Annotated in this window: 23 protein-coding genes; 8 read left to right on the top strand and 15 right to left on the bottom strand. The window is 40.6% G+C overall.

Features of this window, described 5'->3' with window-relative positions:
* Window positions 1–75 precede the first annotated feature (75 nt).
* The 3 genes from IEV69_RS03730 to IEV69_RS03720 all read right to left on the bottom strand — a co-directional run bounded on the left by IEV69_RS03730 (window position 76) and on the right by IEV69_RS03720 (window position 2,858).
* Window positions 76–723 carry a chromophore lyase CpcT/CpeT gene (locus IEV69_RS03730; RefSeq protein ID WP_188439587.1) on the bottom strand — a complete coding sequence of 216 codons (648 nt, stop codon included), beginning with the start codon at window positions 721–723 and terminating at the stop codon, window positions 76–78.
* 1 nt (window position 724) lies between these two features.
* Window positions 725–2,152 (bottom strand): SDR family oxidoreductase, encoded by a 1,428-nt coding sequence (locus tag IEV69_RS03725; protein WP_188439586.1) that lies wholly within the window; start codon window positions 2,150–2,152, stop codon window positions 725–727.
* A gap of 70 nt (window positions 2,153–2,222) precedes the next feature.
* Window positions 2,223–2,858 (bottom strand): MarC family NAAT transporter, encoded by a 636-nt coding sequence (locus IEV69_RS03720; protein WP_188439584.1) that lies wholly within the window; start codon window positions 2,856–2,858, stop codon window positions 2,223–2,225.
* Between the two features lie 510 nt (window positions 2,859–3,368).
* On the opposite strand from IEV69_RS03720, the gene IEV69_RS03715 reads away from it, so the two are divergent.
* Both IEV69_RS03715 and IEV69_RS03710 read left to right on the top strand, forming a co-directional pair.
* A complete protein-coding gene (locus IEV69_RS03715; protein ID WP_229741305.1) occupies window positions 3,369–3,806 on the top strand; it encodes a nuclear transport factor 2 family protein in 438 nt (145 codons plus the stop codon).
* 120 nt (window positions 3,807–3,926) lie between these two features.
* Window positions 3,927–4,469, top strand: a complete 543-nt coding sequence (locus tag IEV69_RS03710) for a DUF1697 domain-containing protein (RefSeq protein ID WP_188439579.1) — start codon at window positions 3,927–3,929, stop codon at window positions 4,467–4,469.
* A 109-nt stretch (window positions 4,470–4,578) separates the two neighbouring features.
* Here the strand turns inward: IEV69_RS03710 and IEV69_RS03705 are convergent, their stop codons facing one another.
* The 5 genes from IEV69_RS03705 to IEV69_RS03685 all read right to left on the bottom strand — a co-directional run bounded on the left by IEV69_RS03705 (window position 4,579) and on the right by IEV69_RS03685 (window position 7,114).
* On the bottom strand, window positions 4,579–4,728 hold the full coding sequence (locus tag IEV69_RS03705; RefSeq protein ID WP_308420128.1) for a hypothetical protein: 150 nt from the start codon (window positions 4,726–4,728) through the stop codon (window positions 4,579–4,581).
* 79 nt (window positions 4,729–4,807) lie between these two features.
* Window positions 4,808–5,302, bottom strand: a complete 495-nt coding sequence (locus tag IEV69_RS03700) for a DinB family protein (RefSeq protein WP_188439577.1) — start codon at window positions 5,300–5,302, stop codon at window positions 4,808–4,810.
* Between the two features lie 92 nt (window positions 5,303–5,394).
* Complete coding sequence (locus IEV69_RS03695) at window positions 5,395–6,060, bottom strand: class I SAM-dependent methyltransferase (protein WP_188439575.1); 666 nt, start codon at window positions 6,058–6,060, stop codon at window positions 5,395–5,397.
* Window positions 6,061–6,072: 12 nt separating this feature from the next.
* Window positions 6,073–6,537, bottom strand: a complete 465-nt coding sequence (locus IEV69_RS03690) for a GyrI-like domain-containing protein (RefSeq protein WP_188439573.1) — start codon at window positions 6,535–6,537, stop codon at window positions 6,073–6,075.
* A 124-nt stretch (window positions 6,538–6,661) separates the two neighbouring features.
* Window positions 6,662–7,114, bottom strand: a complete 453-nt coding sequence (locus IEV69_RS03685) for an SRPBCC domain-containing protein (RefSeq protein WP_188439571.1) — start codon at window positions 7,112–7,114, stop codon at window positions 6,662–6,664.
* Window positions 7,115–7,312: 198 nt separating this feature from the next.
* Here IEV69_RS03685 and IEV69_RS03680 point away from each other — a divergent pair, with 198 nt between their 5' ends.
* Window positions 7,313–8,296, top strand: a complete 984-nt coding sequence (locus tag IEV69_RS03680; RefSeq protein WP_188439570.1) for a GlxA family transcriptional regulator — start codon at window positions 7,313–7,315, stop codon at window positions 8,294–8,296.
* A gap of 177 nt (window positions 8,297–8,473) precedes the next feature.
* Here the strand turns inward: IEV69_RS03680 and IEV69_RS03675 are convergent, their stop codons facing one another.
* Window positions 8,474–8,977: a hypothetical protein gene (locus tag IEV69_RS03675; RefSeq protein WP_188439568.1), complete on the bottom strand. Its 504-nt coding sequence runs from the start codon at window positions 8,975–8,977 to the stop codon at window positions 8,474–8,476.
* Between the two features lie 433 nt (window positions 8,978–9,410).
* On the opposite strand from IEV69_RS03675, the gene IEV69_RS03670 reads away from it, so the two are divergent.
* Window positions 9,411–10,595 (top strand): T9SS type A sorting domain-containing protein, encoded by a 1,185-nt coding sequence (locus tag IEV69_RS03670; protein WP_188439566.1) that lies wholly within the window; start codon window positions 9,411–9,413, stop codon window positions 10,593–10,595.
* Window positions 10,596–10,627: 32 nt separating this feature from the next.
* On the opposite strand, the gene IEV69_RS03665 is transcribed toward IEV69_RS03670, so the two are convergent.
* Window positions 10,628–11,485, bottom strand: a complete 858-nt coding sequence (locus IEV69_RS03665) for a sulfurtransferase (protein ID WP_229741303.1) — start codon at window positions 11,483–11,485, stop codon at window positions 10,628–10,630.
* A 185-nt stretch (window positions 11,486–11,670) separates the two neighbouring features.
* Between IEV69_RS03665 and IEV69_RS03660 the strand changes: the two genes are divergently transcribed.
* From IEV69_RS03660 to IEV69_RS03645, 4 genes are all read left to right on the top strand, one after another.
* Window positions 11,671–12,141 carry a hypothetical protein gene (locus tag IEV69_RS03660; RefSeq protein WP_188439564.1) on the top strand — a complete coding sequence of 157 codons (471 nt, stop codon included), beginning with the start codon at window positions 11,671–11,673 and terminating at the stop codon, window positions 12,139–12,141.
* A 193-nt stretch (window positions 12,142–12,334) separates the two neighbouring features.
* Entirely contained in the window at window positions 12,335–12,703 is a 369-nt protein-coding gene (locus IEV69_RS03655; RefSeq protein WP_188439562.1) for a hypothetical protein, read from the top strand.
* A gap of 7 nt (window positions 12,704–12,710) precedes the next feature.
* On the top strand, window positions 12,711–14,516 hold the full coding sequence (locus tag IEV69_RS03650; RefSeq protein ID WP_188439560.1) for an adenylate/guanylate cyclase domain-containing protein: 1,806 nt from the start codon (window positions 12,711–12,713) through the stop codon (window positions 14,514–14,516).
* A gap of 113 nt (window positions 14,517–14,629) precedes the next feature.
* Entirely contained in the window at window positions 14,630–15,124 is a 495-nt protein-coding gene (locus IEV69_RS03645; protein ID WP_188439558.1) for a hypothetical protein, read from the top strand.
* Window positions 15,125–15,236: 112 nt separating this feature from the next.
* Here the strand turns inward: IEV69_RS03645 and IEV69_RS03640 are convergent, their stop codons facing one another.
* From IEV69_RS03640 to IEV69_RS03620, 5 genes are all read right to left on the bottom strand, one after another.
* Entirely contained in the window at window positions 15,237–15,914 is a 678-nt protein-coding gene (locus IEV69_RS03640; RefSeq protein WP_188439557.1) for a hypothetical protein, read from the bottom strand.
* Window positions 15,915–16,210: 296 nt separating this feature from the next.
* The gene (locus IEV69_RS03635) at window positions 16,211–18,019 is read right to left on the bottom strand and encodes an acyl-CoA dehydrogenase FadE (protein ID WP_188439555.1); all 1,809 of its coding nucleotides are present in this window, start codon (window positions 18,017–18,019) and stop codon (window positions 16,211–16,213) included.
* Between the two features lie 60 nt (window positions 18,020–18,079).
* On the bottom strand, window positions 18,080–18,439 hold the full coding sequence (locus IEV69_RS03630; RefSeq protein WP_188439553.1) for a four helix bundle protein: 360 nt from the start codon (window positions 18,437–18,439) through the stop codon (window positions 18,080–18,082).
* Window positions 18,440–18,453: 14 nt separating this feature from the next.
* The gene (locus IEV69_RS03625) at window positions 18,454–19,647 is read right to left on the bottom strand and encodes an acetyl-CoA C-acyltransferase (protein WP_188439551.1); all 1,194 of its coding nucleotides are present in this window, start codon (window positions 19,645–19,647) and stop codon (window positions 18,454–18,456) included.
* Window positions 19,648–19,742: 95 nt separating this feature from the next.
* Window positions 19,743–20,297, bottom strand: coding sequence for a transposase (locus IEV69_RS03620; protein ID WP_188439549.1), 555 nt, complete (start codon window positions 20,295–20,297; stop codon window positions 19,743–19,745).
* Window positions 20,298–20,346 lie beyond the last annotated feature (49 nt).

The raw sequence follows: 20,346 nt of genomic DNA, 5'->3' as shown, positions 1-20,346 counted from the left end.
TAGAAAGTTCTGTAACCAGTTTTTCAAAATCATTCTGTTTTTCTATATCTTTCATATGTCTAAATTAATAAATTATTAATTTGACACACTTTTTTGAACAGTCTCTTTTTTTGCTCCCCATACCAAGCTGTCTTTTTCATTGAAGCCTCTGTCCCAGGATATGATTTGTTTATCAGAAATAATGACTTGGCTTTTTACATAGGTGGCGCCTTTGAAATCGTTGAGGCAGTTTTTAGCTACTGTTTTTCCTTCATAGGTGTTTTCGGGTGTTTTTTTGAAGAGTACTTCACAACCTTCTTTTAATTCAATGCTTTCCGGGAGTAGTCTGTCAAAAAATTCGGGGGTTTGCCATTTGCAAGCCCACAAGCCTGCATTGGGGATGGAGTAGTTATCACTTCTTAAAACACTATCGTTTTCCCTGCTTAATTTGTAAATGCGTTGGCGGTAAGGTTCTTCCTGAGTTTCAGTAAGGGATTGTTCCATGTACAACCATTTTCCTTCTCTATCGGGCCAAATGGGATACATATGTAATGTGACATCGCGGTAATTAGTGTCTAGTGTTGCCTGGCGTTCACTATTGAAGGTGCCGGTCATCAAGTTGTACAGTTCTTCGAGCTCCACATCTTTTTCTATTTCAATTTCAGAAACAGTTTCTTTGGGTGGTTCTTCTTTGCACGCGGCGAAGGTTGCTACTATGAGGCACAAACAAATTACATATTTCATATTAGTCAGGTTTGTATTTTACAATATTACGAATCATTCCTCCAAAAATAAAATAGTGAAAGGGGAGGACACTAAACCAATACATTCGTCCCCAAATTCCTTTTGGTCTGAAGGTTGCAGTTTGTATTAGCTGATTGTCGTCAGTTATTTTAAATTCTAGCCAGGCTTCACCGGGTAGTTTCATTTCGGCGAACAGCAACAGCCTTTTCTCTTCTTTATCGGCATATAACACTCTCCAGAAATCAAGCGCATCTCCCGGAAATATTTTATCAGGGTGCGTGCGACCGCGTCTTAAGCCCACACCTCCTGCCATAAGGTCCAAATAGCCGCGAATTTTCCACAGCCAATTTCCATAATACCAGCCCCGGTTGCCTCCAATAGACCAGATGTTTTCAAGTGCCCGGTTTACATCGTTAACCTTGATGGTTTTTACATTTTTGAGACATCCGTATTCCGGCACTTTAATGTGTTGTTTCAAATCGTTGAACCTCCCCGAAATAAGCGCGTCTTTCCAGCTTGAGACCACCAGGTTTTGTTCTATTTTCTGAAAAGCTTTTTCAATGGCTTCTTCATAGGAAATGGGTTCAATATTCAACAGTTTTTGGAGGTCGTTGTTTTTTGCGACCACTTCGGTTGTCATGCTGTCTACCAGATTGACTGCCAGTGAATAAGTGGTTGAAGTTACAAAATATAACCAATATGAAGAAAGGCGGGGAGACATCAATGGTACTGAGATAATCCATAATTTGAGCTTTCTTACTTTGGCGTATTTTTGGAGCATTTCTTTGTAAGTGAGTACATCGGGCCCGCCAATGTCGAAGGATTTGTTATAGCACTTTTCATTTAAAATAACTCCTGTGAGCAATGCAATTACATCCCGCACGGCAATGGGCTGTGTTTTGGTTTCAAGCCATTTGGGTGCCACCATCACCGGCAGTTTTTCACAGAGGTCCCGAATGATTTCAAATGATGAGCTTCCTGAGCCCACTACAATTCCCGCTCTTAGAACGGTGAGTTTAAAATTGCCTTGCGAAAGAATGTCTTCCACTTTTTTTCTGGAGGTAAGGTGTTTTGACAATTCTTCGTTGTTAACTATGCCGCTGAGGTAGATGACTTGTTTCACCGAGGTGTGTGCCATATAGCTGTTGAAATTTTCAGCGGAGCGGGCTTCTTTTTGATCGAAATCTTGAGTGGACGCGCTCATGGAGTGGATGAGGTAATAGGCCAGGTCGATGTCTTTGGGTATTTTATCTGCCTGCACTTCATCCAGAAAGTCAATTTCGACAAAACTTATGTTTTTAACTGATGCATCGACATCCATTCGGTTTTTATCCCTAACGCAGCAAATTACCTCATGATTGAGATCGAGGAGATGTACTAGCAGGCGTTTGCCTATGTAGCCATTGGCACCGGTGAGAAGTATTTTCAAGGTATTTTCTTTTAAATGTACGCATTCCCTTTGAAATTTAACGTTAAAAATGAGTTAAGGGCATTTTGTTTTAATAGGCAGCCCCTATTCTAAAGATTTCAATAACAGCGGAGCTGATATATTCAATACCGATGGCGATGACTATGAAACCAATGATTCTTGAAATGGCATTGATGCCTGAGGCGCCCAGCACTTTTACGATGAGGTAAGCGCTGCGCAGTATCAAAAAGGTTAGCAGGCAGGTGAGTGTTATTGCCAGTATGATAAAGAGTATTTCTGTGGTTTGTTGATATTCCTGCTGGAAGGAGATAAGCAAAGAGATAGAACCCGGACCGGCCAACATAGGGATGGCGAGGGGTGTAAGTGAAAAGCGCTCGCGCTGAGAGAGGTCTTTTTGCACCCGTTTGTTTTTCATGCCTTTGTGTTTGGCAAAGCTCCCCGTGAGCAGTGCAAAGCCCGAGGAAACAATGATGAGCCCACCGGCAATGCGGAGTGAATTGAGGCTGATCCCGAAAAACTCCAGGAGGTATTTGCCGAGGAAAAATGAAATGAGCATAATGACCAATACATTGATGACCGTGAGCAGGGCAGTTTTTTTGCGTTCAGCGGTGTCTTCTTCCTGAGTGAGTCCCACAAATATGGGTACGGTGCCCAGTGGGTTCATTATAGAGAAGAGTGCGGCAAATGCATATAAAAGTAAATCCATTGTTTTTACTGCAAAGGAACTACAGTTATGTATTTCAATTGTGAGGGGAAGGTTAATTGAATGTAAAGGTTTTTATGCCTTTAAGATGCTTATTTTATACTAATTTTATTTATTTAATACGTCATATATACATTATACATACGCTATAGATACATTATATATACGTTATAAATATGCTATAAAATATGTTTTTCTAGTCTTTTGGTCTTATTTTAAAACTAAAGTCTATGACAAGAGTAACAGGCCCTTTTATAATTGGTGATTGGTGAATAGTGATTGGTTGGCTTTCTCCTCCGGTGAACCTACGGAGGGAAACGCTGAAGAAGTAAATTCTGCAACATCAGCTAAACAAAATGTGCGGGTTATGCAGTTGTATTTTTTGTAATTTTAGGGCTAATAAAAAATAATGGGTTGTTTGCCGGGTGTGGGATTTGCACACTTCGTTTAGCTGCGACCGTTGTAAAACCTATGACAAAACCTTACTCTATGGGAATATGGAATAATAAAATTATGAAATCACTAAAATTCACGATACTGATGTTGTTCATTTCTTTTAATATCGGATTCGCTCAAAAAGAAAGTAACGACATCTTAAAACAAGAAGTTCTTAACGCCCAATCTTCAAGAATTTCAGCAATGATTGACGCTGATATTGATAAATTAAATGAGCTTTTAAACGATGACCTGACTTATGCTCATACAACTGGTTGGACTGAAACAAAGACGGGATATCTTGAAACAATAAAATCTGGAAGAATCAATTATATTTCATTCATTCCAAAAGATGTTGAGATAAGAATATATGGAGAAACAGCAGTTTTAACGGGAAAAGTGGAGGTTAACTTAGGGCGAACTGACTTTACAATTAGATTTTTGGAAGTTCAGTGTAAAGTTGACGGAACTTGGAAATTGACAGCTTGGCAATCCGTATTGAATAAAGTGGATTAAAAATGTTGGGTGAAATACGTTTTACAATAACTAATCGTTCATATGGTCGGCACGACCCAGTATGAAAGCCGTTTTGAGTGAACGGTAGCTTGCTTAAGGCACATTAAAAAATAAATAACTATGCATCAAGCCTATATCGCCCTCCTGCGTGGTATTAATGTGGGCGGGAATAAGAAAGTCCCTATGGCTGACCTCAAAGCCATGATGGAAGCCATGGGTTTTCAGAAGGTGAAAACCCTGCTTAATTCCGGTAATGTGGTGTTTACCGGCAAGGAAACGGACGTTAAGATACTGGAGGCTCAACTAAGTGACCAATTGGAACAAACGTTTGGTTTTCCCGTACCTGTTGTGGTAAGAAAAGGGGAGGAGGTTCTTAAAATGGTCGCATCAGAACCCTTTAAAGATGTTGAAGTTCATAAGGACATCCGTTTGTATGTGACTTATATCAAAGAGCCCCATAAAGAGAACCCATTGGATTTGCACTGGGTTTCCTCAGATGTGACTTTCCATATCATCAGGTTTACAGGAAGCGAGGTCATCAGTTACCTGGATGTTTCCAAAACCAAAACCACAGATGTCATGAACATTCTTGAAAAGACCTATGACAAAGACATCACCACCCGCAACTGGAATACGGTCTTGAAAATATCGAAGTTGTTATAAAGGGCTTATAATACACTTGCAAAAATAAACCATTAAGTCATTAAGGATCATTAAGTGCTGATTGTCTTAACTTACCTTAACTTCTTAATGTTTTAAAACTGAGTTCCAATCAATGCAGTTCCTCACACATATACCCCATAGTGTGCAAGGCACTTAAAACACGGGCAGGGTGAAGTGTTTGGGTTTCCACGCGCAGGATGTTGTCACAGTCCTCCAGATCAAAATTCCAATGGTTCCCTTTGGGCAGGAGTTCGTTCAATACAGGTTTTAGTTTCCTGATCTCTTTTTTTTACTTACCGATGTTTTAAATACCAGTACTGTTTTCATTGCTACAATTTTTAACGTTCCCAGAAATATGGCGGTTCGATGCCCAGGTCTCGTAAGTAGACATAGCCTTGTCCGCGGTGATGGATCTCATTGTCTATAAAGTAGAAGATAGAGGAGATGACGGTGCCTTCATACTGCCCGAAGGTTTTGATGGTTTCGTGAAAACGTTCTACGGGGATTTGTTTGTAATGGGTATTGATCTCCTCAGTGGCTTTATCCCATAGCTCCAGCAGGAAGGTTTTTTTGTTTCCGTGCTCGATATGTTCCTGAAGAGGGCTGGTTTCTCCCGTGGCTATTTCCTTGATTCCGGGACCGGCAATGGCGAGCAGTTCCATGGTGAGTTCTGCAAAGGTGCGCATCCCGCCAATGCTGTGGTTAAAAAATTCCTTTTCGGGAAAGGCTTCTATGACCCGGCGGGTAAGGCTGCGGTGCCCCTGCCAATGTTCCAATAATTCTGCCGGAGTGATTACCTGATGTACTGTCGAGTTGGTTGCTGTGTTACTCATAATTAGTTGTTTTAAAGGTTATTGATTCTTGAACAACAAAGGTAAAACAGGGGAGTGACAGCGGTTTGTCAGGGGGGACAATAAATGTGAAATTATGTTTTTCGCACCGTCAGTATACTAAAAAACCGCTCCATCGTTTTGTCTTCATTAACCTCTACCTCATCGCTAACATCTGTAGCTTTTAGGATTTCAAAACCGGCGTTTGTAATTAGCTCTTGTGCTTTTTCTGAACTGTAGAGCCTGAAACCGTATTTTGTAAAAGGGAGTTGTTCCATAAACTCTTTTTTACCAAAGCAAATGCAAAATACAGCTTTGGGTTTCATCACTCTTTTAATTTCTTTGAGGAGTTTATCGGGGTGTTCCCAGAAGTAAATGGTATTTACGGTCATCACCTTATCAAAGAGAGCTTCGGGAAAGGGAATGTGTGTTCCGTCATAGAGATGAAAGAAAGCGTTTTTTTTGGAAATGTTTTCGGTATTTATATTTTGGGCTTCCTGTACCATAAGTTCAGAGATATCGAGTCCGTGATAGCTTATATTTTTGGCAGTATTTAAAATAAGAGGCACATGGGCGGCGGCTCCGGGGCCGATTTCAAGTACCCTATTGTTGTTTTTGAGATTGAGGCTTTTAAAGGTGTTCAAAGTCATTTGCAGGTTGTTGGTGTGCATTCGTTCTCCAACAACGGTTCCCATTTCCCCTTGCGGACAGCTTAGTTGTGCGGCCAGGGCTTTGATTTCTTCTTCGTTCAGGGTATCCATATTTTTAAGGTTTTATTCAGTTATGGAAAGGTATATGTCCACTTCGGCATTGTTCCAGTCGGCACAGCGCTCGTCATAGACTTCAAAGTCGGGTTTGTATGCCCGTGGGTGATGGGTATTCCAGATGGTTCTCCAGGCATCTCCCACACAATCGGGCATTTTGCCGTGGGCCACAATTTTTGTGTAGAGGCCGCCGGGCATTTGGAGGCTGTCCAGGCCCTCGGGCACTTGAGTTCCCGAGGCTACTTTACACCCAATAAAATAGCTGTAGGGTTGGGTGTGGTCGCCTTCATAATCGTGGTACACGGCAAGGATTTCACCGGTGAGCTTGTTTGGGATCTTGTCAAAATAGTTTCCGGTTTCAAATTGCTGCCAGAGCATGCCGCAATCCTTAGCAGATTGGTTATTTTTATTGGTTGTTTTTCGTTGTAACGAAAGCCCGATCAGGGTAGCTTCCGGTTGGATTTCTTTATTCATAAGGTTGTTTTTGGTTAGGAGTTTAAAATTACAAGATTGATGTCAAAAATTGAACAGTGGAGTGCCAGCGGTTTGTCAGGAGGTAAAAAGAAGGCACTATTGTTTTACAAAATGTAAATACACTTTATGTTTTTTTGTAAAAACCAAAAGCACCTTTGCGCAGGTTGATGCCATATTCAAGCCAGGCTTTGAGGCAGGCGAGAAAGTTTGCCCAGCCTTCAGTATTCCCCTTAAGCCATTTGATACCGGCTTCGTCATTGGTTCCAATGCTTTCTGTGACACTTACTATTGTCGTGTCTCCTTTGGGTGTGAGGTTTATTTCCACAAGGTATTCTTTACCATCGGTATCCCAGTAAAAGGAAATGAGTTTGTTTTTTTGCATTTTCCCAACCCGTACCGGATACTCATCTGTAAACTCCGGAAACTGCCATAGGAGTGTTTTTCCCTCTTCCATAGGGCCGGTTGCTTTGGAAATGAAATAATGGGTCATCTGTTCAGGATTGACAATGGCTTCATATACTTCAGTAGCGGGTTTTGATATTTGTATTTTTGCGTTTACAGTTAGGGATATTTTCATGGTTATGGATTTTAATTTTTTCTCTTTGAATAAACTTTTTAATCTTTTTTGGGTGGCAAGTTATAAAAGGGTAATAAATATAATGGAGACTTTTGGGTATACAAAAGTTATTATTAGAAAAATGAATGTGCTTATTTAGTACTTAAAGGGTTGTGTGCGACATTTTTTATATTTTTATAGTACCTAATCACGTGAAAAATGAAAAAGCATGTTTCTATTTTAATCCCTGTAGGGCATACAAGTTTGGTCAATATTGTAGGGACCCATCAGATTTTTAATCAGGTCAATGGTTTTTTAACCAGGCAGGGGAGGGAGCCGATATTTGAAGTGGAACTGGTGGGTTTATCCATTCCCACAAACCAAACCAATGGCTTGTTTTCTGTAAATCCCACGCGAATTATCAGTGATATCAAAAAAACAGACCTGATTATCATTCCGGCCATTCACGATGAACCTAGAAATATCGATGAAAGCAATAAGGATTTCATTCCCTGGTTAAAAAAACACTATGAAGCCGGTGCAGAGATTGCCAGCTTGTGCGTGGCTGCCTTTTTTCTGGCTTCCTCGGGTTTACTGGATGGCAAACAATGCTCTACCCACTGGGTACACGCTGATCATTTTAGAAAACTATATCCACAAGTACAACTGGTGGATGATAAAATCATGACCGAGGACAGCGGCATATACACCAGTGGGGGTGCCTATTCCTTTTTAAACCTCTTGCTATACCTTATCGAAAAATATGCAGGCCGTGAGGTAGCTGTTTTAACAGCCAAAACTTTTATGATTGATATTGAAAAGGATAGCCAGTCTCCCTTTATCATCTTTGAAGGACAGAAAGATCACAATGACGAACCGGTTAAAAAAGCACAGGAGTTTATTGAAAACAATTTTGAGGATAAAATCAATGTAGAGCAGCTGGCATCTATGTTTGCATTAAGCAGAAGGACATTGGAACGTCGTTTTAAAAGTGCAACCAGCAATACCATTTCAGAATATATTCAACGGGTGAAAATGGAGGTGGCCAAACGAAGTCTGGAAAGCAGCACCAAGAATGTCAACGAGGTGATGTTTGATGTGGGCTATAACGACACCAAGGCTTTCCGTTCTACTTTTAAAAAAGTAACCGGTTTGAGTCCGGTGGCTTATAAGAAAAAGTTTAATAATCTGGTAGAAGTTTAATAGTTTGGAAGCGTTTTTAAACCCTTTCTTTTAATACCATCCCGATGAATTCCTTTTGTAAGTGTTTGGGGTTTTAGATATTTAATCTCATATGAACTTCTAGAAGAAAATAGGATTCTGTATTAAAAAAAAACCCAACTTCTAGAGTTGGGTCCTGCGTTTTACGATGTCAAAAGTTTATTGCTTTGCTTCAGCAGTCAGTTCCTGTTTTTTGAACCCTTCTTCTATTTGCACCAATTCATTGTTCAGTGCTTCATGGTCAGCGCTCAAATTGCTTTGTGAATTTCTGATTTCTTCAAGGTCAGTTCTCATTGCATCAATCTGCGCCTGCATTTCTTCAGTAGTCAGTCCAGAGAAATTGGCTTTAAGTTCTTTGTGGCCTTCAAGAAGTTGTTCTACTTTTTGGATTTCAGCTTCGTGACTTTTCAACATTACTTCTTGGCTTGCAAGAGTTTCCAACCAGGTTGAATCCTGAAGTGGTGAGCCTTTCAAACGCTCTGCCAACGCTGTATAAGCTTGTGAGTGCTTAGCATGGTTGTTTTTAAGAGCTGTGTGCATCTGATGTAGGCTGTCACTTTCTTTTTGTAATTCATCAAATGAAGATGATAAAACTTGTTTGTCATTGTTACAAGAAGTCATTGCAACTGCAACGATGACCAGAATCATTAAAATGTTTTTCATTTTGGATGTATGTGTTATTAATTATACGGCGCAAAGATACATCAGTTATTGAAAAATAAACACTAATATTTGTTAAATAATTACAAATAATTAATTATATATTAAAAATAAATAAGAATATTATAATTATAATCATACTAATTAAAGTGTTGGTATTCAGACATATAGTATAAAGTAAGCTAAAATGTACATCAAATTTTGTTTGGTTGTTCTAAACGTGGTCTGTTTTTTTTTATTTTTGAATAAAATTCGCTGTAAAGGGCTTGCATGTAGATTCAGGTTAGTTGTTTTTTTATTATTTACAAATAGATAGCGCGATCTTTTATTTTTAATTGAAATCAGGAGCTTTCAAAGCTATATTTTGCATAGTTGGGATGGAGGCTATACTATTTTTTAGATATATTTACCGGATTATAAAAACAACGTGTATCCTATGAAAACTATTTCGCTCCTCCTTTTATTAACAGGAAGCCAGTGGCTTAATGCACAAGTGACGGCATATCCACCCAGCCCTTTAACCACTTGTGATACTAACAATGACGGTTTTGCTACGTTTGATTTGTCGATGGCTGAAGCTGAAATTATTGGTGGTCAAACGGAGGTTCAATTAACTTTTCACGAAACACAAGCAGATGCCGAGGCAGGAACTTTTACATTATCGCCATTAAATTATACTAATATAGACCCCTATTCTCAAACTGTATTTGGCAGGGTAGAAGCCATTGTGACAGGGGAGTATGCTGTTACCGGGTTAGAACTTGTGGTTGTTTTCCTTCCGGAAACAAACACTCCAGATCCCATAGTCCTTATAGACACTGATGGGGATGGCCATGAACTATTTGATTTAACCATCAGGGAGAGTGAGATTGCTGATACTTCTCAAAACATTGTTTTTTATTATTTTGAAATTTTGTCTGACGCTGAAACTAACCAAAACCCAATTGCCCTTACTACCACGTATGAAAATATAGAAACACCAGAACAAACAATTTATGTAAGGGTAGAAAACCTGGATACGGGATGTTTTTCAATTGAACCATTGCTTATCGCTGTAGATACTGTTCCCGGTGTACCCGTAGTGCTGGAAGACGATTTTGTTGTCTTTGATGCAGACGGCGATGGGATAGCCCAGTTTGACCTGACCTTGTTGATTCCTGAAATAACAGGAACGCAAAGCGGCCTGGAGGTTACATTTTACGAAACAGAAACAGATGCTCAAAACAAAACAAATGGTGTTGATGCCCCTGAAGCTTATGAAAATATAACCAATCCACAAACAATGTATGCCCGCACCGAAACAGTTTATGGTGCTTTTGCACTTACCAGTTTTACGATTTTTGCAGATGAAAACTTATCCACTCCAGAGTTAGGAGTAGAGGCTGTGACGTTTTACCCCAACCCTGCGGGGGATTATATTCACTTTGACAGACAAGGTGTTACTAATGATTATGTGGTAGAAATCATCAGTCTTAAAGGGCAGGTGGTCTTGACACAGCAGGATACTTCTGAAGTTTCTCTAAGCGGAATGTTGGATATTTCACGTCTGAAGCCGGGGGTTTATTTCTTAAAAATCACATCCGGTAACAAGCAAATCACAAAAAAACTGATTAAGAAATAATTTAATTATAATGCTGCCACTACGGCAAGGTATTAAGAAGTGCCTTTTGAGTGGGTACCGGTTGCCATGGGTTTGTTGTTGCGGGACCATTCACTCCAGGAACCCACATACAGTTTGGGGATAGGAAGGCCTGCCACCGCAAATGCAAGTAGGGTATGACAAGCCGTAACGCCCGAACCGCAATGAACAAGGGTTGTGTCTGCTGTAAATTCCTGATACATTTTTCTGAGCTCAGAGGCCTCTTTAAACCTTCCGTGGGTGTTGAGGTTGTGTTGGTAAGGTTTATTAATCGCCCCGGGAATATGACCGGCTATAAGGTCGATGGGTTCGGTGATGCCTTGATAGCGTTGGGGTTCGCGCACATCGATAATCGTTACAGTATTTTTTTCTGAAGCCCGGGTGACTTCATCCAGGCTTGCTGTGGGCAGCAGCCACTGTTCAGTTGTATAAGCTGTTGCGGGTTGCACCTCAGGGATGTTGGTATCCGTTGGAAACCCTGCCTGTTCAGCTTCTTCAGGCCCGCCATCCAACACCTGTACTTTTTGATGCCCCAGGGCTTTGAGCATCCACCAAAACCGTGCAGCTGCATTGGCACCTTTGTTCTCATCATACACCACCACATGACTTTGGGCTGTAATGCCCAGCCGGGCTACCCGTCTTGCAAAGGCCTGAACGGCCGGTAAGGGGTGTCTTCCGCCTTGAGCGGCATTTTCTTTAATGTCTGACAAATCTGTATTTAACTCGACAAACCGGGTGCCTTTGAGGTGTTTCTTCAGGTAATTGGCATAAGCCGTTTCGCCAAAACCGGCGTGTATTACCACAAGATGTTTATCGTCCTGCATACTGCAAAGGGTTTCGGCTTGAATGAGCGGGTGCATCACGGGAGTCATATATTACAATTCTTTTATAAAGATATGAAAATTGTAGTCGTTTCCTGATATGAAGGGGCTATGAATGAGGTGCTGCAGGTTTTAATATTTTGGAGGGTCATTGCTTTTTTATGCGGCGCAATCCTTCACACAAAAAAACATTGTATCTTGTTGTTGCGTAATAAGTTTGCTTTAAACCCAAAGGTATGTGTCAGATTCATAGTGAAATAAGCACCGGTGACATTTTATTTATTTTAAATAACCCATGGTATCTTACCGAAAGTGAATGGAAGCTTCAGGACAAGTATAGCATCGAGGGAGCACATGATTTTGTGGTCAACAAACTTGAATTGTGTGAAATAGACGGATTTTCAAAAATCTGGAAAACTTTTGATGGGCAACCTATTGCGATTTTAGGGTTTTATGTTTTAGGGATAAAAAAGTATGAAACATTTTTTATTGCCGGAAAGCTTATGGATGAATATGCATTAAAAATAAGTTTTGATTTGAGGGCGCTGTTAAAGCAGGAAACATCAAATTATAAGGGGTGTACCTGTGTAATATATTCGGCTTCTGAGCATCCCGGTCAAATCAGTTGGTTTAAATTTCTGGGTTTTAGGTATGTACCGGAGTTTAATAAGGGTGCCGCCCGTTATTTTGAGCTTAAATCATCCTAAAAAGTTGTTTTGTAGGAAATAATGTACTTGTATAATACTTGATAATTTAACGAAAAATTTCAATTGTACTTAACGGTTGATAAATAATAGGTTGCTTTCGGACAGAAAATGGAGTGATTCATATAAAAAAATGAAATTTATATTATTCCTTTAATTATCTTAACTGTCTATTAACCAACAAAAACATTTTATCATGTGTCATTCAGGTCCAAAAAAAGTAACCATTACCATTAGCGCAACGTCAGCTGTTCCATATCCACCCACCATTTCAGATGGAGTAAATGTGGGTAGTACCCAAACAGAAGATGATAATCTAACAACATCTGTTCAATCCGGTAATGTTGTCGTCTTTCAAAAAGCAGGCGATGTGGGAGCAATATCCAATATTTATGAAACCGGAGGGAGTAATGTCTTCAAAAAGCTTCCTGCTATACAATCAGACGGAACCTGGAAAGGGGAGATAGGAGCATTCCCCGCCGGAACCATAGAAACTTATGGTATCACTTATACAGTGGATAATGTTACCTACAATCAGGATCCAAAAATTATGATTAACAAATAATTCAACCATGTTTTTCAAAAGCAATAGCAGGTATGTTTTAGTAGCTTGCCTCTTGCTTTGCACTCAAGTTAGTTTTGCTCAGGACCGGAACGTAGCAGACAGCCTGAAAGTTATTTATGAGGAAGGAAACACAACCGGAGTTGATGAACTGGAACTCCTGCGCAATTTATCCTTCAATACCGCCAATGATATAGAAGAATCATTAAAGTATGCTAATGAATTAATAGAATTATCCCGGAAGCGTGAAGATTATATTTATCTCTACAGAGGCTATAGCATAAGAGGGCAGGTGTATCAACGAGGTGGTAATTTAACGATGGCGCTGGAGTCCTATATAAAAGCAAGTGAAGCAGCTTCAAGCATAAATGATAAATCTTTTGAGGGAGGTGCTTATCTAACTATAGCCGATGTGTATTCCACCATAGGAAATGCAAGCAATGCCGAAAGCTATTATTCAAAATCCATTGACATTTTAAGAGAAACCAATGATTCGCTCACGCTGGCATCTGCATTACTCAATGCGGGTGACGAAGCATTTAAAAACGAGCATTTTGACAAGGCGCTTGATTATTTTGAAGAATCCGGTTTGCTTTTTAAGCAGGTAAATTATCCCATAGGCACGGCCTATAATTTGGGAAATGTGGGAATGGTGTATGCAGAACAGGGCAAGGATGCTCTGGCAGAACAACACATCAATGAGGCCTTGGTGTTACTGGAGGAACTGGAAGACTATTACCCCATTACAGTTTACCTGACCTATATGTCTGATATTTACTCAAGGCGAAAGGATTTTTCTGCTGCCTTGAATTATGCGCAAAGAAGTCTGGATTTAGCTACTCAATACAAGTTGAAAGAACAGATTAGTGATGCAAACTTAACCCTTTCTGAACTTTATGAAGAAGCTGGCAATCAGGAAGCATCCTTAAAACATTACAAAGAACACATTGCTTACAGAGACAGTGTCATTAATTTGGAAAACGTGCAGCAAATAGCAGATTTACGAACGAACTTTGAAGTATCCCAAAAGCAAATAGAAGTTGATCTGCTGGAACAAAAAAGAAAGAACCAACGCATTGTTACTTACTCCATTGCCATTGTATTAATCTTTATTGCAATACTAGCCATACTCTGGTACAGAAGGTATCTGTTTATCAGAAAAACCAAAAGAATTATTGAGGAAGAACGGGACAAGTCAGACCGATTACTGCTTAATATTCTTCCTGAAGAGACTGCTAATGAATTAAAATTATATGGAAAGGTCAAAGCAAAGAAACACGGGCTTGTGACGGTTTTATTTACAGATTTTAAAGGATTCACCAGCTATTCTGAAAACCTCTCACCGGAAACACTGGTGGAAACCGTTGATTTTTACTTTTCAAAGTTTGACACTATTATAGAAAAACACGGATTGGAAAAAATCAAGACCATTGGAGACGCCTATATGTGTGCCGGTGGATTGAATGTAACTGAAGACAACCATGCCCATAAAATGATCCTGGCGGCAAAAGAAATTACTGCTTTTGTTGAAGAAACAAAAAACAATATAGCCGTCAATGACCTGACTTTTGATATCAGGATAGGCATTAACTCCGGTCCGGTAGTGGCGGGGGTTGTGGGCAGTAAAAAGTTTGCCTATGACATTTGGGGTGATACCGTCAATGTTGCTTCCAGAATGGAATCTATGTCTGAACCCGGAAAAATAAACATCAGTGAAGGCACCTATGAATTGATAAAAGATAGCTGGGTGTGTGAATATCGCGGTGAAATTGATGTAAAAAACAGGGGGAAGCTAAAGATGTATTTTGTTGATTGAAAATGATAATATTGGTTTCAGTTTAAAGGTATAGTGTTTTTTTTCATGTTTTAACATAGTCTATTTACTAATGAAAGATTATTTTTGGGCAAAAAAATTGATCATTAGAAGCTATGAAATGTCATTTCCTATTTTGCCTAACACTTTTTTTTACAGTTATTACACTTTATGGTCAGCAAAACACCACTCCATTGGAGTTTAAATCAGACTTTTGGAGAGGGTTTTATGTTCAACAAGGGAACGATAAATTGTCATTAAAAGAAGCTGAAAAATTAATGAGCAACACACCCGAAACTAAAAAATTAATGCAAAAAGCTAGAGCTAATCATACTGGAGCTGCACTTATTAGTTTTGCTTCCGGGGCTTTAATTGGAGTTTCCGTTGGACTGGAATTTAGCCCAGATCTTGAAGCAAATTGGTTTTTTGCAGGGGCCGGTTTAGCACTTTTTACTGCGACTATACCTCTACAAAAAGGGACCAAAAGAAACCTAAAGAATGCTGTCACTAAGTATAATGAATCTATAGGGGTTTCTAAAACCAGAAATTTCAGCCCGGATACCCATCTAGTATTCTCAACGAATGGTTTAGGCTTTCAGCTTACATTTTAATCAATATTAAATGAATAGATAAGTTGGTTTTGCAATGTAAGATTTGAATTTTCCGTTTCGTTTTATTTCAATCGAAAGGAACACTAAAATGCTTAGAAAAAAGTGGGCTGTTTTATAACTCATCTTCTTCTTCCTCAAAGAATCGGATCGTGGTTTTAAACTCAGGTGCTGTAAAGTCTTCTTTTTGAATCCACTTTTCTGAAGTGATGGCCTCATATTGTTGTTCTCCCTTATCTAGTAGTTCCCAGAGCATATGTTGGGCTTCGGGAAAAGGGGCTTTGCCTTGCAATTGTGTTTCAAAAAGGCGGTGGATCAGGTTGCTGTCCTTTAGCCCTGCACTAAGTGCTTTAATGACTATTTCTTTAGTGATTTCAGTTTGGTCTTCATCTTCAGCGACCAGTTCAAAGGTAATGGAGTTGGCCTGTGTATGAGGAAACTTACCGTTGTATGCTTTATAAAGCAATTGATTGACTTCAAACAACCCTTTGTGTAGGGAAATGTCAGAGTAGTTTTCGGCTATTTTCTCCCGCAGTATTTCATGTGAAAGATTGTCAATTTGCCCGGCTTCCAATACTTCTGAAAACTTATACTCGAGCATAATTGACGCTGCTTCTTCAGGCTCAAAATCAGCAATTGCCAAGAAAAGAAATTCTTGGAGTTCGTTTGTTTTGAGCTGGCCGGCATCGGGATAATTAAATTTTTCCAGGAGTGTTTTATAGTCGGTCTCAGACCACGAGTTAGGGAGTTCGTCTATTTTTTTTAGGTTCTTAATTGTTACTGAATAGTTCATTTTTTTATTTTTTAGGTTTCTCTAAATCTAATTGTATTCTGTTGGAGCGGGTGTACTGGAATATTGTTTTAAGAAACTCTTAGACAGATGTAGAACTGTAAAGTTATTTCATAATATGTCAAATACAAAGGATAAAAGGGTAATCTTAACATTTTGTGGACTTGATGAACTTATGAAAAAGTGTGCGTTATTCAAAACACATTCAAAGAAAACGCCCCAATAAGTTGGGGCGCCAGTGTTATAGATAAATTTAATGAGCCTTTGAAGGGTTTAGAGCCCTTCAAGGGTTCTAGAAACTAAAATGGATAGTTATTCTCTGCAATCACTTTTTCGGCGATTGTTTTTCGCAGGGCAATGATGTCCGGATAGTTGGTGTATTTGGTAAAACGTTTCAATCCCATCATCATCATTTTGAGTTCGTCGCCTTCAGCAAATGAGATAATCCCTGTTTTGGCAGCGGTGGTAATTTTCTCCACGGCGTGGTACAGGTTCAGTTTTGCCATTGCGACTTGTTCATTCTGGGTTTCTTCACCAAAACGTTTAGCTGTCTTTTCGGCTCTTAATATGGCAGATTCAGCCATGTAGATTTCAATCAAAATATCAGCAGCATTGAGTAACAGTTGCTGGTGTTCTTCGATGTCCTGGCCATACTTTTTCACGGCACCGCCGGCTACCATCAGGAATACTTTTTTGAGTTTGCCAATCATTTCTTTTTCTTCTGCCAACAATTCAGAATAATCAGGTGTATCAAAGGAAGGGATGCCCAGTAATTCTTCGCCAACGGCTGTTGCAGGTCCCAGAAGGTCCATGTGGCCTTTCATGGCTTTTTTGACGAGCATTCCTACGGCGAGCATCCGATTGATTTCGTTGGTGCCTTCATAGATGCGGGCAATGCGTGCATCGCGCCAGGCAGCTTCCATGGGGGTGTCTTTTGAGAAGCCCATGCCACCAAAAATCTGGATACCTTCATCAGAACAGTTTTGGATGTCTTCAGAAACGGCTACTTTCAGAATAGAACACTCAATAGCATACTCTTCCACACCTTTTAATTCAGCTTCCTGGTGGCCGTTGCCTGCAGCTTCGCGCATCGCAATACGGTCTTCAATATTTTTTCCGGCTCGGTAAGAAGCACTTTCACCCACATAAGCAGCGGTAGCCATTTCAGCCAACTTTTGCTTGATGGCACCAAATTGTGCAATGGGAGTGTTGAACTGTTTGCGTTCGTTGGCATATTTTACGGCATTGCTCGTCACACGTCTTTGTGCGTCCAGGCAAGCTGCGGCCAGTTTAATTCGGCCTACGTTTAAAGCATTCATAGCGATTTTAAAGCCACCGTTGCGTTCACCCAAAAGGTTTTCAGCGGGCACTTTCACATCACTAAAAAACACCTGACGGGTAGAAGACCCGTGAATACCGAGTTTATGTTCTTCCTCACCAAAAGTCATTCCTTCGGCTTTGTCACGTTCCACGATAAAAGCGGTGATGTTTTTGTCGTCTTCAATGCGTGCAAAAACGATAAATATTTTGGCAAATCCTGCATTGGATATCCACATCTTTTGACCGGTGATGCTGTAATGTTTACCGTCTTCCGAAAGCACGGCTTTGGTTTTACCGCTGTTGGCGTCACTTCCTGCTCCGGGTTCAGTGAGACAGTATGCTCCAAACCATTCGCCTGAAGCTAATTTTGGAACGTATTTTTGTTTTTGCTCTTCGGTTCCGTAAAGGGTAATCGGCAAGGTGCCTATTCCCGTATGCGCTCCAAAGGCGGTACTGAACGACCCGGTTGCTCCCGAAATGTAGTCACAAACCAACATAGTGGTTACAAATCCCATGCCCATTCCGCCATAAGCTTCAGGAACCGCAATGCTCAACAGACCAAGTTCGCCGGCTTTGCGCATTACTTCCTCGGTGAAGTCATAATCTTTGTTTTCAAACCGCTCTTTGTGCGGCCATATTTCCCTGTCCACAAACTCTTTTACAGAGTCGCGCATCATTTTTTGTTCCTCACTGAAATCTTCAGGAGTAAATACATCTTCGCAGGCGGTTTCTTTGACGATAAACTGGCCACCTCGGAGGAGTTCTTTATTTGTTGAATTATTTTCCATGGTACTTTTGTTATTATTTGTCTATTAAGAAAAGAGAAAATAGAATAGAGAATAAAGACTTCAATTCAATTTATTTTGAAAGCCCATAGTCATCTTCTGAAACTCTTCAATTTTGTTTTCTAAGATTTCAAGTTGTGTTTGATTAATATATTTTCTGTGTTTTGCTACTAAAAGTTGCGTGCCAAGTTCAAATGATGAACCTAATGCTATATCGAGAAAGTGACTAAATGACTTATTCGTCCTTGAAAAGCCCTCAGCTACATTGCTGGGTATTGAAACGGAGCTGGAACTCATCTGAGAACTCAAATCATACTTTTCGTGTTTTGGAAATTCAACTAATAAGTCTGAAACATCATTTGCTATTTCCAACCCCAATTGCCAAATTTTTAAATTCTTATAATTATGGCGTAAGCGTTTCATCTCTTCTCTCTTTTCTATTTCAGGAATTCATAAACCCCGGCCGCTCCCTGCCCGGTTCCCACACACATCGTCACCATGCCATATTTCCTGTTTAGATCGCGTTTGCGCATTTCGTCAAAGAGTTGAACGCTTAATTTTCCTCCCGTGCATCCCAGTGGGTGGCCCAGGGCGATGGCGCCGCCATTGACGTTTACGATGTCCTGGTTTAAACCCAGTTCACGAATGACCGCCAGCGATTGCGAAGCAAAGGCTTCGTTGAGTTCGATTAACGAAAGGTCATCTTGTTTGAGTCCGGCTAGAGCAAGAGCTTTTGGAATGGCCTTCACAGGACCGATGCCCATGATGCGGGGTTCCACACCCACGGCGGCATAGCTCACTAGGCGGGCGATGGGCTCCAGGTTGAGTTCCTTGACCATTTCTTCACTCATAACGATTGCAAAAGCGGCGCCGTCACTCATTTGTGAGGAGTTTCCGGCAGTGACGCTTCCGCCTTCGGCGAACACGGGTCGCAGCCTTGCTAAAGCTTCCTTGTTAGTATCGGCTCTTGGGCCTTCGTCCTGTTCTACGGTGTAGTTTTTTGTTTCCTTTTTACCTTTGGCATTGACAAAGGTGTGTTCGATCTCGATGGGAACAATCTGGTCTTTAAAGCGGTTTTCGGCCTGTGCTTTTAGTGCTTTTTGGTGTGAGTTAAAAGCAAATTCGTCCTGATCCTCACGGGAGACCTTGTACTTTTCAGCAACCGCCTCGGCTGTGAGTCCCATACCCCAATAGTAATCCTCATTGCCTTCTTTAGCGACTTTATAGTCAGGAACGGGTTTATATCCGCCCATTGGAATGTAACTCATGCTCTCTGCGCCACCGGCGATGATGCAATCGGCCATACCGTTTTGGATTTTTGCCGTCGCGGTAGCAATGGTTTCCAGTCCGGAGGCACAGTAACGGTTGACGGTCATCCCGGGAACGTCTACGGTATCCAATCCCATCAGGGAGATAAGTCGTCCCATATTGAGGCCTTGTTCGGCTTCAGGCATGGCGTTGCCCACGATAACGTCGTCGATGCGTGTTTTATCCAGTTGCGGCAGTTTGTCCATCATAAACCGGATGGTTTCTGCTGCGAGTTCGTCAGGTCGCTTAAAGCGAAAGAGTCCGCGAGGTGCTTTGCCCACGGCGGTTCGGTAAGCGGATACTATATAAGCTGTTTTTTTCATATTGTGTTCTTTTTTTCTTCTTTCTTTGGTTGAGGCGCAAAATATTGCGCCTTTTTACTGTTGTTGTTTTGTTTGAGGCGCAATATGTTGCGCCTTTACGCTTCCCAGTTTTTTGGGTTGTTGATGATGTATGATTCTATATGGTTATGTTCGATTTCGTTTTTTATGATATGGTCGTGATATCGGCTTTGCCATGCAAAGTTTGGGTCTATTTTCCGAGCGTTTTTAGTGACTCCTACCTTTAAGCCTCTGACTATGGATGCAAGATTTTTAGATTGGGGGCCGAAGGTGTTGTTCGGGGGCGCAAAGTGAGGCGCAAAATCTTGCGCCTTTACTGAGGGGCGGGATATGAGATAGTCATCTTTTTCGTGTCTTGGCTTGTTGATTATGATGACACCATGTACATGGTCAGGCATCACAACGAACGCTCCAAGGTCAACGTAAGGAAAGTGCTCCGGTATTTCTAACCAGCAGTTTTTTGCGATATTTCCGATTTCTGACAGTATCATTTCTCCTTTTTTGATTACTCCAAAGTAGTGTTTGCGTTTATATGCATTTATTGTAACAAAGTAAGCTCCGTTGTTTCCGTAGTCCCACCATTTGGCTCTGGTGGTGTCTGGGCGGTATTTTCCTTTGTGTTTTTTGTTCATCTTTACTCTTGAGGCGTAAAATCTTACGCCTTTACTTTTGAGTCGCAAC

It is taken from the genome of Planktosalinus lacus (assembly GCF_014640155.1).
GTDB classification, from domain to species: domain Bacteria; phylum Bacteroidota; class Bacteroidia; order Flavobacteriales; family Flavobacteriaceae; genus Planktosalinus; species Planktosalinus lacus.
The sequence above is the reverse complement of the archived record's forward strand: the minus strand, read 5'-3'. Positions and strand labels throughout refer to the sequence as shown.

What these genes read in the sequence shown, in the direction of transcription:
- IEV69_RS03730 (WP_188439587.1), bottom strand. Translation starts at nt 723, where the DNA reads ATGAAATATGTAATTTGTTTGTGCCTCATAGTAGCAACCTTCGCCGCG.
- IEV69_RS03720 (WP_188439584.1), bottom strand. Translation starts at nt 2,858, where the DNA reads ATGGATTTACTTTTATATGCATTTGCCGCACTCTTCTCTATAATGAAC.
- IEV69_RS03715 (WP_229741305.1), top strand. Translation starts at nt 3,369, where the DNA reads ATGAAATCACTAAAATTCACGATACTGATGTTGTTCATTTCTTTTAAT.
- IEV69_RS03710 (WP_188439579.1), top strand. Translation starts at nt 3,927, where the DNA reads ATGCATCAAGCCTATATCGCCCTCCTGCGTGGTATTAATGTGGGCGGG.
- IEV69_RS03700 (WP_188439577.1), bottom strand. Translation starts at nt 5,302, where the DNA reads ATGAGTAACACAGCAACCAACTCGACAGTACATCAGGTAATCACTCCG.
- IEV69_RS03695 (WP_188439575.1), bottom strand. Translation starts at nt 6,060, where the DNA reads ATGGATACCCTGAACGAAGAAGAAATCAAAGCCCTGGCCGCACAACTA.
- IEV69_RS03690 (WP_188439573.1), bottom strand. Translation starts at nt 6,537, where the DNA reads ATGAATAAAGAAATCCAACCGGAAGCTACCCTGATCGGGCTTTCGTTA.
- IEV69_RS03685 (WP_188439571.1), bottom strand. Translation starts at nt 7,114, where the DNA reads ATGAAAATATCCCTAACTGTAAACGCAAAAATACAAATATCAAAACCC.
- IEV69_RS03680 (WP_188439570.1), top strand. Translation starts at nt 7,313, where the DNA reads ATGAAAAAGCATGTTTCTATTTTAATCCCTGTAGGGCATACAAGTTTG.
- IEV69_RS03675 (WP_188439568.1), bottom strand. Translation starts at nt 8,977, where the DNA reads ATGAAAAACATTTTAATGATTCTGGTCATCGTTGCAGTTGCAATGACT.
- IEV69_RS03670 (WP_188439566.1), top strand. Translation starts at nt 9,411, where the DNA reads ATGAAAACTATTTCGCTCCTCCTTTTATTAACAGGAAGCCAGTGGCTT.
- IEV69_RS03665 (WP_229741303.1), bottom strand. Translation starts at nt 11,485, where the DNA reads ATGACTCCCGTGATGCACCCGCTCATTCAAGCCGAAACCCTTTGCAGT.
- IEV69_RS03660 (WP_188439564.1), top strand. Translation starts at nt 11,671, where the DNA reads ATGTGTCAGATTCATAGTGAAATAAGCACCGGTGACATTTTATTTATT.
- IEV69_RS03655 (WP_188439562.1), top strand. Translation starts at nt 12,335, where the DNA reads ATGTGTCATTCAGGTCCAAAAAAAGTAACCATTACCATTAGCGCAACG.
- IEV69_RS03650 (WP_188439560.1), top strand. Translation starts at nt 12,711, where the DNA reads ATGTTTTTCAAAAGCAATAGCAGGTATGTTTTAGTAGCTTGCCTCTTG.
- IEV69_RS03645 (WP_188439558.1), top strand. Translation starts at nt 14,630, where the DNA reads ATGAAATGTCATTTCCTATTTTGCCTAACACTTTTTTTTACAGTTATT.
- IEV69_RS03640 (WP_188439557.1), bottom strand. Translation starts at nt 15,914, where the DNA reads ATGAACTATTCAGTAACAATTAAGAACCTAAAAAAAATAGACGAACTC.
- IEV69_RS03635 (WP_188439555.1), bottom strand. Translation starts at nt 18,019, where the DNA reads ATGGAAAATAATTCAACAAATAAAGAACTCCTCCGAGGTGGCCAGTTT.
- IEV69_RS03630 (WP_188439553.1), bottom strand. Translation starts at nt 18,439, where the DNA reads ATGAAACGCTTACGCCATAATTATAAGAATTTAAAAATTTGGCAATTG.
- IEV69_RS03625 (WP_188439551.1), bottom strand. Translation starts at nt 19,647, where the DNA reads ATGAAAAAAACAGCTTATATAGTATCCGCTTACCGAACCGCCGTGGGC.
- IEV69_RS03620 (WP_188439549.1), bottom strand. Translation starts at nt 20,297, where the DNA reads ATGAACAAAAAACACAAAGGAAAATACCGCCCAGACACCACCAGAGCC.